We start from the raw sequence: 14,281 nt of genomic DNA on the forward strand, positions 1-14,281 counted from the left end.
CCGATAATTATCGGAAACTGTTTAAAATCAAATTAAATAAGTTTCGTGTAGTTTTTGTATATCCCGTATGAGAAAGGGAACCGCATAATCTCTAAATGGTACAATGTGTGAATCAAGAGTCTCAAAGAGATTGATATAAGAATGTACAAAAGAGACAACAAAGACTTGTTGCTCAAAATTTAAGGTGTTAAAAGACATCTTCAGGTCGTCCTGACCTTCAACAACTAATTGCTTATCTGAACAGCAGGAATCATCCTGAACTTCACTTTGACAATCATTTTTGGATAGTTGTTTATCCATTCCGCAAGTTTCAACGTGCCCAAATAAAGAAGAATCCACTAAAGTATCGCCACAGTAATGACTATCAATAGTAAAAGAAACTGTTGACAATAGCACGATAAGTGCCAAACAAACGGACGATATTTTATGAAAAACTTTTTTCATTAACGTTGCAAATTTATAAAAAATTTATCTCAATTTGTTTATTTAACAATTTTTTTTGATTTATCAATGTTTATTTTGCACGAAACCGCTTAAATATTATTTGCAAATAAAATTCTTTTGCAGCTTCCTTTATATGATATAAATCATAGTTCTGTTGAACTTTTAGAATTATATTTGTACTGATTAATTTTGTTGTTTTTTTGTAAAAAACTGATAATAAAATAATTGAACAGTTGAATTTTATTTTCCAAAATCCTTTAATGTTAATCAAAATTTATTAATCTTATAGTGTGAAATCTTTTTTTACTAAAATACTGTCCTTCTTTTTAGCAGTTTTTATACTGTTTTCCACCACATCCTTTACGGTAAATATGCACTTTTGCTGTAATAAAATGGTGGATTTGGCTTTTTTTAGTAAAGCAGAATCTTGTATGGAGACTGCACAGAAAAAAGATAATAATTCCAAGCAATGTACTACAATACAAGAGAAAGACTGTTGCGATAATAAGACCATCTTGAAAGAAGGAGATGACACCTTCAAGAAGGCCAATACAATTTCAGAGATTGAAACTTTAGTTTTCTTAAACAACTTCGTCTATTCTTATATCAACCTTTTTGAAGGTTTAGAGAAAAACACAGTTTCTTTTAAGGCTTATAGGCCACCTTTGCTATCCACAGACCTTGTAATCCTCAACGAGTCCTTTTTAATTTGATTTTCTACTTCGCAGGTTAAAATTAATCTGCATTGCCTCTATAGCCAATATTTCACTTCTGGCTAACATTTGTTGTACCCTATTCTCAACAACGCTACACAATATTAATCCTGTTAGGCTAAACCTATCAGACCATTGAGCTAAACTCAATGACAATACATTATATACTATGAACAAACCAAAAGAATTTTGGATTAAGAATATGGTCTGTAACCGCTGCTTAAAAGTAATTAAACAAGAATTACAAGAACTTGAAGTTACAGTGCTTTCCTTGGAATTAGGAAGGTTGCTGGTAGAAGCACAAAAAAAAACGAACAATGAAATTATCGATACCGTTACAAGTGTACTTCACGCCAATAATTTTGAAATTGTTCAGAATGAAGAAGAAATGCTCACAGAAAGAATCAAGATTATTCTAATAGAACAATTGCAAGAGCTACCGTTACATATTAAGGTAAAAACATCTGAACTATTGGCTTCAAGACTTCATAAAGATTACAAGACATTGAGCAGATTGTTTTCAGCAAATCAACAGACAACCATTGAAAAGTACTTTATCAAATTAAAAATAGAAAAAGTCAAAGAGCTCATTCAGCTTAAACAACATTCCTTTTCAGATATAGGATATTTATTGGACTACAGTAGTGTCAACCACCTGTCTAGACAGTTTAAGGAAGTGGTGGGAATGAGTATGACCGATTACAAAAACACAGGAAATTGGAAACGGAATTTCTATGATGAAATTATATAGATATCAACGAAAGTTATGCAGACAAAAGCTTAAGGCAATGGTTAATTTCATCAAATTAAATTAAACAAAATGAAAAAACTACTTATCACATTAGTATTAATTCCCTTTATAGGAATTGCACAAACCTTTGAAAATTTAGACTACATCTCGCCTTTTAGCAATGGCGTCGCTGCCATTAAAAAAGGGAACGAATGGGGTTTTATTGACCCAGAAGGAAATTTAATCGTTGATTTTCGAAATGATTTGGTGGCAACCAAAACAGACAATGCAAGCTACCCTATATTCAGTAACGGAAAATGCCTGATTGCAAACCAAAAAGATGGCGTGCTCTATTATGGCTATATCGATAAAACTGGAAAAACTGTCATCACTCCACAATTCCTCAATGCCAACAACTTTCAATATGGCAAAGCCTTGGTGTTAAAAGTTGAAAAAGAAACCATTGGCTATAATGACATTTTCAAAAAAGACGTGGTAAACTACCATTATTTTGAGCTTGTTATAGATGAGAATGGTAATACCATTGACCATTTAACGCAATTGGCCATTCACGTCTCGCCAAAAGATAAGAATGATAAAAATCCACCTGCCATCACATCAAAATTGATTTCGGAAAATTTGGTGGCAGTTAAAGGTAATAATAAGAAGTGGCGTATAAAAAAAATCTAATAATATTGAAAATACACATAACATATAAGAAATTCAAAAAGATTATAACCTTTTTAAAATCTGCGAATTAATAGTTGATAATCCATTCCCTCAACTATAAACATTTAGATTGTTGGGAATGGGTTTATAAAAATTAAAATAAATGTTTAACTCAAAAAATAAATTATGAAAACACTACTAATTGTTTTATCGGCAGTTGGGCTTTTAAGCTTAAACAGTTGCAAACAAGAAACAAACACTCAGGCACTAATGGAAAACCCTGAAACTCGCACAGAAGTTTTTAATGCCATTTCCAAAAATCACGACTATATGACCGAATTTATGGAAAGTATGCACGACAACCAACACGCAATGCAAATGATGCAGGGCAACAAAAAAATGATGAGCTCAATGATGCAAGGAGAAGGAATGCAAATGATGATGAAAGACAGTACAATGATGCACTCAATGATGGACGGAATGATGAATGACGGCAAAATGATGGGCACTATGATGAAAATGATGCACGAAAAAGGGATGATGAGCGAAGACTGTATGGAATCCTGCTCAAAGATGATGGGCGAAAAAGAAATGGATATGCAGGGTATGGACAAGATGGACGATATGGATAGTCCAACCAAAGGTGAGCATACCGAGCATCATTAATTTTAACTTTTAAAATAAACAACAATGAAAAATAATCACTGGATATGGATGGTCATCGGTTGTGGATTACCATTACTGTTTATAATTTTTGCACCATCATTAGGTATAGGAAGCAGTTCGTCTCTATTCATCTTCATCCTCTTTATGTTTGCTTGTCACTTATTTATGCCTCACGGTTCACATCGCCACGGTGGGCACAATCATTCACAGAATAGACAAAGAGAAAACGAACACGGTAAAGATGTTTCAAAAACAGAACCAAAAGATGAACACAAAGGGCATCATCACCATTAAATACTAAATGATGAAACAAAAATTTCAAATAAGCGGAATCAGCTGCGGTGGATGTGTATCAAGAGTAAAAAAGACTTTAGAAGAACATCCCAATATAGAAAAAGCAGAGATCTTTTTGGCACCAAAAGGTGCTGCACTTATCACGATGAATGAAGCACTTTCTGTTGCCGAATTACAAAAGCAACTTGATGGGCTCAATGGTTATACAATTACAGAATTAAATTAACAACAACTTAAAACCAAAAATTATGCATTTTTACGAAGGACATTTTGGAGGTATGCACCTAATATGGTGGATTATATGGATTATTTTATTGGCTTGGATATTCTTTATCCCAGCAGATATCCCTTATCAAAAAACAAAGAAGGACAGCCCACTGGATATTCTTAAAAACCGCTTTGCAAAAGGCGAAATATCCAAGGAAGAATTTGAGGAATCAAAAAAGATATTAAAATCAGACAACTAACTCAAAACTTTAAAATTATGTATCGATTAAACGTAAAAAAACTCGGATTTGCTTTCGGTCTTACGGGGGCACTAATTTACTTAGGCTGTATGATAGTTATGTCAACAGCAGGTCGAGAAGCCACTATCGATTTTTTCAACAGCCTATTGCACGGTTTAGATACCACAAGCATTATCAGGATGGATGTGCCACTATGGGAAGCTGGTTTGGGAATAGTACAGATATTCATTTTAGGATGGCTAATAGGTGCCTGTATTGCGGCTTTTTATAATGCGCAAATAAAAGTCAAAAAATAAGAGAGTAATATAAAATTTATGCAATATGTCTGGTTCATATGGTCTCTTATAATTCTTGCGCTTTGGGCAATAATCTATTTGTCAAAAAAGGGGTATAGAAAAGAAATGCTCAAAATGAGCCTTATCACTATGCCCTTTGGCCTAACAGAACCCTTGTTTGTTCCAGAATATTGGTTTCCACCTTCCCTCTTCCATTTAGCGGAAAGAACAGGCTTTGATATTGAAAGCCTTATCTTCTCTTTTGCCATTGGCGGAATAGGGACGGTATTGTATAATCTGATATTCAAAAAAGGCTATATAGATATGCCTCATACCGAACGGAGCCACCAAAGACATAAGCTACATATTTATATACTTTTTGTTCCAGCCATTGTATTTGTCATATTTAGTCTTTTCACCACGCTTAACCACATCTATTGTGGCATCATTGCAATGTTTTTAGGTGGTTTGGCAACATTGTACTGTCGCCCAGATTTAAAAGGAAAGATATGGGTTGGAGGAATCTTGTTTACCATACTGTACTTCATTTATTTCGGAAGCATCCTTCCGTTCTATCCCCAATATGTGGAGTTGTACTGGAATCTGGACAACCTGACCCATATTCTTGTTTTGGGAATCCCAATTGAAGAGTTACTGTTCGCTTTCACCTTTGGTATGTATTGGTCTGGATTATATGAACACTTGTATTGGAGAAAACTTATAAAATCGAAAGAAATGTCAACCAACTAAAACATTCAAATTATGAAAATATTATTGGCAGTAGACGGTTCAGGCTTTAGCAAAGCTGCCGTAGAAGAGCTCCATAAAATGACATTAACATCACATACTGAAATCTGCATCATAAATGTTTATGAATATCCAGCGACGCTTGGCCCTGAACTAATGGCTACAGGTGGAAACTTGAACAATTACTTTGAAGAATTCATAAGCGGTGCCAAAAAATTGGGCGACAAAATTGTTTCGGAAGCCAGCGATGTCCTAAAGAGTAAAAACGAAGCTCTTACTATAACTACTACCGTTGTGAGTGGATTACCCAAAAGTGCCATCCTGGAAAAAGCAGAGGATTGGAAGGCAGATTTAATCGTAGTTGGCTCTCAAGGTCAAGGTGCGCTTTCGCGCCTCCTTTTAGGTTCTGTTTCCCAATACTTAGCCACGCACGCCAAGTGCTCGGTATTGATTGCAAGAGATAAGAATGAAGGGTAAATTAAATTATAAACTAACAAATGAAGGATAGCCACGCACATAACAACACAATGGATTCTACTTGTATGGTAGCAGATGAAATCTGTCTTCCGGATTCCAAATTCCCACGTATTGTTATCATTGGTGGAGGGTTTGCAGGTTTGGCATTGGTAGAAAAATTGAAACACAAAGAAGTACAAGTTGTATTGTTCGATAAAAACAACTTTCATCAATTTCAACCTTTGCTGTACCAAGTGGCTACAAGTGCGTTGGAACCTGATAGCATAGTATTTCCATTTAGGAAACAATTCAATGGTTACAAAAATGTAGTATTTCGTTTGGTCGAAGTAGAAGAAATTCAGCCCTCATTAAACACATTAATAACCTCTAAAGGAAAAGTTCACTATGACTATCTGGTAATTGCTACAGGTACAACCACCAATTTTTTTGGGATGGATAAAGTAGCAGAAAACAGCTTGGGAATGAAGGATATCCGAGATTCCCTGAACATTCGCCATATGATGTTGCAAAATTTAGAACAGGCTGCCATTACCTGTGATGATGATGAACGGGATGCCCCAACAAATTTTGTAATTGTAGGTGGTGGTCCTGCCGGTGTAGAGATGGCAGGAGCATTGGCTGAATTCTGTAAATACATTCTACCCAAAGATTATCCAGAGTATCCTGCTTCCATTATGAACATTTATTTAATAGAAGCCATTGATGAGTTGTTAAGCACAATGTCTGATAAGGCATCATCGAAAACCCTCAAATATTTAGAGGATTTAAATGTAAAGGTATTATTAAATGAAGCTGTAAGCAATTATGATGGAAAGGAAGTCACTACCATAAGTGGTAAGACCATTTTGGCTAAAAACCTTATCTGGACGGCTGGCGTAAAAGGACAATTCCCAAATGGTATTGATGAAAAACACATAGTCAGGGGCAACCGGATTAAAACCGATGCTAATTTAAAAGTAGAAGGCTACGAAAACATTTTTGCCATAGGCGATATAGCGGCTATAATTACTAAAGATACACCAAAAGGGCATCCACAGGTGGCGCAGGCAGCAATTCAACAAGGAAAATATCTGGGTAATTCTATATTAAACCTCATAAATAATAAACCCACACAACCTTTCGAATATAAAGACAAAGGCTCCTTGGCCACTGTAGGAAAACGCAAGGCAGTTGCCGATTTGGGCAAATTTAAATTTGCAGGCTATTTCGCCTGGTTGCTGTGGTCCGTTGTTCACTTGATGTCCATAAGTGGATTTAGAAATAGATTGATGGTTGGTTTTAATTGGGCGGTTAGCTATTTCACTTATGAAAAGAGCAACCGCTTGATTATTAGAAATTTTAAGCCAAAATCATTAATCGATAATACAGAAGAATAACTAATTAAAACAAAATTTATATGAAAGAAATAGGAGTTATAGGATACGGAGTCATAGGAAAAAGAGTGGCAGATGCCATCAAATTACAAGATGATATGAAGCTTTCGGGCGTTTGCGATATAATCAGCGATTGGCGCATTCAAAATGCCGTAAGAAAGGAGTATGATATTTATGCAGCTACCGAAGAAGCAGCCAATGATATGGACTCAAAAGGAATTTCAGTAAAAGGAAGCTTACAGGAACTTTTAAAGAAATCAGATCTTGTTGTGGACTGTACACCCAAAAAAATTGCCGCTCAGAATGTCGTTATCTACAAGGAGCAAAACATCAAATTTATTCTACACGGTGGCGAAAAACACGAAACCACAGGGCATTCCTTTAGTGCAGAAAATAATTACAAATCGGCTCTAAACTTGAATGCGACAAGAGTAGTTTCTTGTAATACTACGTCTATTTTAAGAACCTTGACCGCTTTAAAAAGAGCCGATTTATTGGATTATGCCAGAGGTACACTTTTAAGAAGAGCTACAGACCCTTGGGAAAGTCATTTAGGTGGTATTATGAATACAATGGTTCCCGAAAAAGATATCCCAAGCCATCAAGGTCCAGATGCTAAAAGTGTTGACCCAGAACTGGATGTCATCACCGCAGCGGTAAAAGTACCCGAAACATTGAGCCATATGCACTACTGGAATGTGAAATTGAAAAAGCAGGCGACAAAGGAAGAAGTGCTAAATGCTTTCAAAACTTCAAGTCGTATTAAATTAATTCAATATGACCAAGGCTTGGTTTCTAACAACACCATTAAAGAAATGTTTCTGGATATGGGAAGACCTTGGGGCGATATGTATGAAGTAGCCCTATGGGAAGATATGCTGAAAGTAGATGGCGACGAACTTTTCTATGCTTATATAGTCGATAATCAAGCTATTGTAATCCCGGAAACAATTGATGCTATTAGGGCATTAACTGGAATTGAAACAGATGGTACAAAATCCATAGCCAAAACAAATGAAAGTTTAGGAATCCATTAAATACTATCAAGATGAAAACAGACAAGAATATAGTAGAACTTTTAGGAGAAAAAGCAGACTTCTATTTAGAACACGTTTGTGAAAAAATAACAAAAGATGAGTTACAAACACCAAGCACAAATAGTATAGACAAGGTGTTTGGCAATAGCAACAGAAATTCACAGGTACTTCGTAGCCTTTCCCAATTATACAATCACGGAAATCTGGCAGGAACTGGTTATTTAAGTATCCTTCCTGTTGACCAAGGTATTGAGCATAGCGCGGCCTTTTCATTCTATAAAAACCCAGATTATTTTGACCCAGAGAACATCATAAAACTTGCTATGGAAGCTGGTTGCAATGGTGTGGCATCCACGTTTGGTGTATTGGGATTGAACGCCCGAAAATATGCCCATAAAATCCCTTTTATCGTCAAGATTAACCATAACGAGCTACTTACCTATCCAAATAAATATGACCAAACATTATTTGGTAAGGTAAAAAATGCCTGGGATATGGGAGCAATTGCCGTAGGAGCTACGATTTATTTTGGTTCAGCAGAAAGCAACAGACAGCTAAAAGAAATAGCTGAAGCTTTTGAAGAAGCACACAATCTGGGAATGGCCACCATCTTATGGTGCTATACACGGAACGAGGCATTTAAAACCAACAGGGAAGATTATCACGCAGCTGCCGATGTAACTGGGCAGGCAAACCATTTGGGTGTTACTATTCAAGCAGACATCATCAAACAAAAATTACCTACCAATAATTTTGGTTTCAAAGAGATAGGATTTGGAAAATATGATGATGAAATGTATAAAACCCTTACCACAGACCACCCTATTGACCTTTGCAGGTTGCAAGTAGCCAATTGCTATATGGGTAAAATAGGGCTGATTAATTCAGGTGGTGGTTCCAAAGGCAAATCAGATTTGTCCGAAGCTGTAACAACTGCCGTTATCAATAAAAGGGCTGGTGGTTCTGGGCTGATAATGGGAAGAAAAGCATTTCAAAAACCCTTTAGCGAAGGCGTGAGAGTATTACAATCCGTTCAGGAAGTGTATCTGGATAATAAAATTAATATAGCATAATCAACAGAATGTTTGACACAGAGATAAAATCATTAAAATCACTTAACCACTACCTCCTTAAACTGGTAGAAAGCCGTCTATGGCTTAAAGTAATCATTGCCTTGTTTTTAGGTGTTGGATTTGGTCTGCTATTGAGCCCACAAAATGGATGGATTTCTAAAGAAACAGCAGATATCGCGGGGAATTGGCTGGCATTGCCTGGTGTCCTGTTTCTGAAATTGGTTCAAATGATTATGATTCCGTTGATTGTGGCTTCCATCATTACTGGAATAGCAAGTAATGATAAGGACAGTCTAAAAAAATTAGGTGGTGGGGTTTTGTTATATTTTCTAGGTACTACGATAGTTTCGGTAAGTTTGGGTGTCATACTATCTCAACTTTTTAGACCTGGTCGCTTTTTACATCAACAGGCTCTAGCTGAACATAATGAAATTACAGATGTTCCAACGGAAAATCCAGAGCTTTCCTTCGGAATTGAAACGATTCCTGATGCCATCTCAAACTTACTTCCCGAAAACCCGTTGGCATCTATGGTAAGTGGTGAAATGTTAAGCATTGTAATTTTCACAATCATTATTGGTGTAGCTGTGCTATCACTTGAAAATGCCTTACTGCGCCCAGTGAAGCTGCTTCTAAGTGCCATTCAGGAAGTCTGTATGACAGTAGTAAAATGGTCAATGCTTCTAGTGCCTATTGCTGTTTTCGGACTTATGGCGCAGCTTACCTCTAGTGTTGGTTTAAGTTCTCTTTCCGGTCTCACCTATTATGTTGGCGTCGTCCTGCTCGGTCTATTACTTTTGGTAATTTTCTATTTAGGGCTAATTGTGCTTCTTGGTAAAGCAAACCCTATGCATTTCCTAAAAAAAATAAGGGACGTTCAATTATTGGCCTTTTCAACCACAAGCTCTGCGGCCGTGATGCCACTTTCCCTTCAAACAGCCGAAGAAGAATTGAAGGTGGACAAGACCATTAGCAATTTTATTATTCCCATAGGTGCAACCGTCAATATGGATGGCACTGCACTCTATCAAACCATAACTACGCTATTCATAGCCCAAGCCTATGGCTTGGAAATGAGTTTGCTCAATATTATTGTGGTCATCGTAACCATCGTTGCTGCTTCAATCGGCACACCTGCCATTCCCGGAGGTGGTGTGGTGATACTCGCTTCTGTTTTGGGAAGTGTCGGTATTCCAGCCGAAGGCATCATCATTATCATTGGTGTAGAAAGATTGTTGGGAATGTTCAGGACTGCTGTAAACGTAACGGGTGACCTTACAGCTTGTATGGTTTTTAATAGGTTGTATGGTATAAAAAATACTGAAATTCTTAAAAAAGAAGCTTTATAACTATGGATAGTACTATAAAACATATAGGTGTATTTACCTCTGGAGGTGATAGTCCAGGGATGAATGCAGCCTTGTACGCCATTACAAAAACGGCTGAAGTAAATGGTATAAACGTAAGCGGCTTTCGAAAAGGATATGAAGGATTGATAGACGGTGACTTGGTTCAATTAAAATCACACGAATTACAAAAACTGACCCAAAAGGGTGGCACTATCCTTAAGACAGCCCGAAGCAAACGTTTTCTCGAACTGGAAGGTCGAAAAAAAGCCCTGCAAACCCTAAATGCAAACAAAATAGACGCTTTAATTGCCATAGGTGGTGATGGTACTTTTAAAGGTCTATTGGCTTTTTCAGAGATATGCGATATCCCATTCGTAGGGATTCCCGGGACTATTGACAACGATATTTCGGGTACGGATTACACCCTTGGTTTCGATTCCGCTGTTAACACAGCCATTGAAAACATTGATAAAATAAGGGATACTGCCGAATCTCACAATCGGGTATTTATCGTGGAAGTAATGGGTAGAGATTCTGGCTATATCGGCATTCATTCAGGATTGATGGTTGGCGCTGATGCCATACTCATCCCAGAGAGCGATACCGACTTTATTAACCTTTTAGATAAAGTGAAAAATTACGATAGCGAGGATGCTTTTCTAATCGTAGTTTCTGAAGGTGACGAAATTGGTGCCGAATTTGTTTCATCAAAAATAAAGGAAGTCAATCCCAATGTCGATTTACGCATAACAAAGCTTGGCCACATACAGCGAGGTGGAAATCCTTCTGCTTTAGATAGAATGTTGGGTATTAGGCTTGGGGTGGAAGCCGTAAAATCACTTTTACAAAGTAAAAAGAATGTAATGGTCGGGGTTTTAAACAATCAATTGCACTTAACCCCTTTTAATGAAGTGGTCAAACAACATCAGGTCAATAAAGAATTGCACGAACTCTTAGAACTATTTGGAACATAAATTATGAAAACAACAATATACAGCACACATAAATTCGATAAGCCTTCCATTGAAAACGCTAATAAAGGAAAACATCAATTGAATTTTCTGGAATTTCGACTAACAAAGGAAACCGCCTTATTGGCAGAAGGTTCAAAGGCCATAGCACTTTTCTCAAGTGACGATGCCTCTTCAGAAGTTTTGGATATTTTACACAAACTGGGCATAAAATTTATCGCATTACGTTCGGCAGGTTTCAATCACGTCGATTTAAAAAAAGCATCAGAACTTGGAATTAAAGTGGCTCGTGTCCCAGCCTATTCCCCTTATGCCATTGCAGAACATACTATGGCGCTGATACTTGCATTAAACCGAAGACTGATTAAAGCCCACAATAGAGTGCGCGAACAAAACTTTTCATTAAACGGTCTCACCGGTTTTGACCTTAATGGGAAAACCGTTGGCGTGATTGGAACAGGAAAAATCGGGTCTGTACTCGTAAAAATACTTCACGGATTCGGCTGCAATATTCTTGCCCAGGATATAGAAGAAAGTAAAGACCTAATTGATAAATATGGCGTAATCTATACAGATTGTGCGACGCTCTGTAAGCACGCAGATATAATAAGCCTGCACGTGCCATTAAAAGCTTCAACAAAACATTTAATAAATAAAGAGCATATAGCACTAATGAAATCTGGAGTGATGCTCATCAATACAAGTCGTGGTGGGTTGGTGGACACCAAAGCGGTTATACAAGGTCTTAAGACGAGAAAAATAGGGTATTTAGGACTGGATGTGTATGAGGAAGAGGAAGGATTGTTTTTTGAAGACCATTCCGAAGATATTTTACAAGACGATGTCATTGCACGTTTAATGACTTTTAATAATGTTTTAATTACCAGTCATCAAGCTTTTTTAACCAAAACCGCATTGACCAATATTGCAGAAACAACCATATATAATCTGGATTGTTTTGAAAAACAAAAACCTTCTGGAAATGAAATTAGCATTAATTAATAGTTAAAAACAAATATTATGAAAAACATACTCGTACCAACAGACTTTTCAAAAAATTGCAATAAAGCAGAAGAACTCGGAATTGAAATGGCAAAGCTTTACAATTCCGAAATCCATTTTTTCCATTTGATGAAAACCCCCGTAGAATGGGTAAAGTTGGATAAACAAAAAGAAAAACAGTACCCAGAAACAGTAAAGCAAATAGGCATCGCAAAAGCCTACCTGAGAGAACTGGAGAAAAAAGCAGAACGACAAGGCCTTGAGTGCAGGACTTTTCTTGAATTTGATGGTGGTCAGGCAAATATCCTTAAACATTCGGGTCATTTTCATCACGATTTTATAGTTACGGGAAGTAGTGGCACCCGAGGCGGTATACGTGAGTTAATGGGAAGCAACGTAGAAAAAATTGTTAGGAAAGCTGATGTACCAGTTGTTGTAGTCAAGGATGAAGAAGTATCCTTTCCTTTTAAGGATATCGTTTTTGTTTCAGATTTTCTTCAAGATGTAAGCGATGCATTTAAGCAGGTTATTTCGATTGCTGAAAAATGCGGCGCACATATCCATTTATTGAGGGTCAATACTCAGACCGATTTTAACAGTATAGAGCAAGGGTTGGATCCCATCAAGGAGTTCCTGAAAAAATTCCCCGATTTGGATAACTTCTCAATGAATGTATATAACGAACCAGACGTAGAAACAGGGATAAACAATTTTTTACGATATAAAAATGCCGATTTAATCGCAATGTGTACTCACGGACGTACAGGCTTTTTAAGCTTATTCTCTAAAAGCATCGCAGAGGGTGTAACCAATCACTCCGAATTACCAGTAATGACTATTAAAATGTAACAATGAATAAATCAGTCTTAATAAAAAAATACTCTGGTGAGTACGAAGCCTTTGATGTAAACAAACTCATCAACTCCCTGCGGCGTTCACGGGCAGATGAGGATATTATTCAAGATATAGCCCGGAAAGTACAAGAGCAGATTGAAGAAGGAATGACAACCAAAAAAATCTATCAATTGGCATTCAAGATGCTAAAGGCCAAATCCAGGGTAAGTGCCTCAAAGTACAAGCTCAAAAAAGCTTTAATGGAACTAGGTCCAACCGGTTTTCCATTTGAAAAATTAGTAGGTAAACTATTGGCACACGAAGGTTTTGATACAGAAGTTGATGTTATTGTCCAAGGTAATTGTGTTCAACACGAAATAGATGTGATAGCGCAAAAAGACAATAATCATTATATGATTGAATGCAAATACCATAGCGATCAAGGACGAGTTTGCAACGTGAAGATTCCATTATACATCAATTCAAGATTTTTAGATGTAGAAAAAAATTGGGAACGCCAAAAAGGTCACGATACTAAACTTCACAAAGGAGGCGTCTATACAAATACACGATTTACAAGTGATGCGGTACAATATGGTAAATGCGTTGGGCTATTATTGACAAGTTGGGATTACCCAATGGATAACGGGTTAAAAGACAGAATAGATAAAGCTGGTCTGCACCCATTGACCGCATTGACAACGCTGACCAAAGCTGAGAAATCAAAGCTATTGGACAAGGGAATTGTGCTCTGTAAAGAGCTTCACGAAAATCCTGCGTTATTAGAGCAGATAGGGGTTGACAAAAAAAGGCACAAAAATATTTTGGCAGATTCAAAAGAGCTGTGCCAAAGCACTTAAGAGTAAATGATATAATAGTTCAATAATCTTAAAATAACCAGATGAAAACAGATGAAACCCAAAAACAGAACACAATAGATTTGGAGCCATTTTACCAAGCATTGGAAGATGATCCAAAACTACTTGAAGAAGCCCTTGAAATAGTATTGGGGATGGTAAACTTTGAACCTGAATCCGTTAAGAAATTGGCGCTTTTTATCAAAGAAGATTCTCGTAATCTATATAAAGAAATAGTGGAATTGAGCAAATCAAAACAAGATAAAGGAAATACACCTTCTTGCTGTGGAGGACACTAAATAA

The 14,281-nt window shown here is 36.8% G+C and carries 20 protein-coding genes; 19 read left to right on the forward strand and 1 reads right to left on the reverse strand.

What is annotated here, in order from left to right; genetic code table 11:
• Positions 1-27: 27 nt before the first annotated feature.
• Positions 28-444 (reverse strand): HYC_CC_PP family protein, encoded by a 417-nt coding sequence (locus QCQ61_RS14495; RefSeq protein ID WP_008616438.1) that lies wholly within the window; start codon positions 442-444, stop codon positions 28-30.
• 290 nt (positions 445-734) lie between these two features.
• Here QCQ61_RS14495 and QCQ61_RS14500 point away from each other — a divergent pair, with 290 nt between their 5' ends.
• From QCQ61_RS14500 to QCQ61_RS14590, 19 genes are all read left to right on the forward strand, one after another.
• A complete protein-coding gene (locus QCQ61_RS14500; protein WP_040459986.1) occupies positions 735-1,157 on the forward strand; it encodes an HYC_CC_PP family protein in 423 nt (140 codons plus the stop codon).
• Positions 1,158-1,326: 169 nt separating this feature from the next.
• Complete coding sequence (locus tag QCQ61_RS14505) at positions 1,327-1,908, forward strand: helix-turn-helix domain-containing protein (protein WP_070237422.1); 582 nt, start codon at positions 1,327-1,329, stop codon at positions 1,906-1,908.
• 69 nt (positions 1,909-1,977) lie between these two features.
• Positions 1,978-2,577 (forward strand): WG repeat-containing protein, encoded by a 600-nt coding sequence (locus QCQ61_RS14510; protein WP_008991348.1) that lies wholly within the window; start codon positions 1,978-1,980, stop codon positions 2,575-2,577.
• Between the two features lie 165 nt (positions 2,578-2,742).
• Complete coding sequence (locus QCQ61_RS14515) at positions 2,743-3,222, forward strand: hypothetical protein (RefSeq protein ID WP_279448360.1); 480 nt, start codon at positions 2,743-2,745, stop codon at positions 3,220-3,222.
• 24 nt (positions 3,223-3,246) lie between these two features.
• A complete protein-coding gene (locus QCQ61_RS14520) occupies positions 3,247-3,516 on the forward strand; it encodes a hypothetical protein (protein WP_279448361.1) in 270 nt (89 codons plus the stop codon).
• 7 nt (positions 3,517-3,523) lie between these two features.
• Complete coding sequence (locus QCQ61_RS14525; RefSeq protein ID WP_008616428.1) at positions 3,524-3,742, forward strand: heavy-metal-associated domain-containing protein; 219 nt, start codon at positions 3,524-3,526, stop codon at positions 3,740-3,742.
• 22 nt (positions 3,743-3,764) lie between these two features.
• Complete coding sequence (locus QCQ61_RS14530; protein WP_008616427.1) at positions 3,765-3,983, forward strand: SHOCT domain-containing protein; 219 nt, start codon at positions 3,765-3,767, stop codon at positions 3,981-3,983.
• A 17-nt stretch (positions 3,984-4,000) separates the two neighbouring features.
• On the forward strand, positions 4,001-4,279 hold the full coding sequence (locus QCQ61_RS14535; RefSeq protein WP_008616426.1) for a DUF5676 family membrane protein: 279 nt from the start codon (positions 4,001-4,003) through the stop codon (positions 4,277-4,279).
• 114 nt (positions 4,280-4,393) lie between these two features.
• Entirely contained in the window at positions 4,394-5,008 is a 615-nt protein-coding gene (locus QCQ61_RS14540) for a lycopene cyclase domain-containing protein (protein ID WP_279448362.1), read from the forward strand.
• A gap of 12 nt (positions 5,009-5,020) precedes the next feature.
• Positions 5,021-5,482, forward strand: coding sequence for a universal stress protein (locus tag QCQ61_RS14545; protein WP_279448363.1), 462 nt, complete (start codon positions 5,021-5,023; stop codon positions 5,480-5,482).
• Between the two features lie 20 nt (positions 5,483-5,502).
• On the forward strand, positions 5,503-6,858 hold the full coding sequence (locus tag QCQ61_RS14550) for an NAD(P)/FAD-dependent oxidoreductase (RefSeq protein ID WP_279448364.1): 1,356 nt from the start codon (positions 5,503-5,505) through the stop codon (positions 6,856-6,858).
• 20 nt (positions 6,859-6,878) lie between these two features.
• A complete protein-coding gene (locus tag QCQ61_RS14555) occupies positions 6,879-7,892 on the forward strand; it encodes a type II glyceraldehyde-3-phosphate dehydrogenase (protein WP_279448365.1) in 1,014 nt (337 codons plus the stop codon).
• An 11-nt stretch (positions 7,893-7,903) separates the two neighbouring features.
• Positions 7,904-8,965 carry a class I fructose-bisphosphate aldolase gene (locus QCQ61_RS14560; protein WP_279448366.1) on the forward strand — a complete coding sequence of 354 codons (1,062 nt, stop codon included), beginning with the start codon at positions 7,904-7,906 and terminating at the stop codon, positions 8,963-8,965.
• Between the two features lie 8 nt (positions 8,966-8,973).
• The gene (locus QCQ61_RS14565) at positions 8,974-10,314 is read left to right on the forward strand and encodes a dicarboxylate/amino acid:cation symporter (RefSeq protein WP_279448367.1); all 1,341 of its coding nucleotides are present in this window, start codon (positions 8,974-8,976) and stop codon (positions 10,312-10,314) included.
• 2 nt (positions 10,315-10,316) lie between these two features.
• Entirely contained in the window at positions 10,317-11,288 is a 972-nt protein-coding gene (locus QCQ61_RS14570; protein WP_279448368.1) for an ATP-dependent 6-phosphofructokinase, read from the forward strand.
• Between the two features lie 3 nt (positions 11,289-11,291).
• Positions 11,292-12,287 carry a 2-hydroxyacid dehydrogenase gene (locus tag QCQ61_RS14575; protein ID WP_279448369.1) on the forward strand — a complete coding sequence of 332 codons (996 nt, stop codon included), beginning with the start codon at positions 11,292-11,294 and terminating at the stop codon, positions 12,285-12,287.
• An 18-nt stretch (positions 12,288-12,305) separates the two neighbouring features.
• A complete protein-coding gene (locus QCQ61_RS14580) occupies positions 12,306-13,136 on the forward strand; it encodes a universal stress protein (protein ID WP_279448370.1) in 831 nt (276 codons plus the stop codon).
• A 2-nt stretch (positions 13,137-13,138) separates the two neighbouring features.
• Entirely contained in the window at positions 13,139-13,981 is an 843-nt protein-coding gene (locus QCQ61_RS14585) for a restriction endonuclease (RefSeq protein WP_279448371.1), read from the forward strand.
• Positions 13,982-14,022: 41 nt separating this feature from the next.
• A complete protein-coding gene (locus tag QCQ61_RS14590; protein ID WP_279448372.1) occupies positions 14,023-14,277 on the forward strand; it encodes a hypothetical protein in 255 nt (84 codons plus the stop codon).
• Positions 14,278-14,281: the final 4 nt, after the last annotated feature.

The sequence above is a fragment of the Aequorivita marisscotiae genome (assembly GCF_029814825.1).
Taxonomy (GTDB): Bacteria; Bacteroidota; Bacteroidia; order Flavobacteriales; family Flavobacteriaceae; genus Aequorivita; species Aequorivita marisscotiae.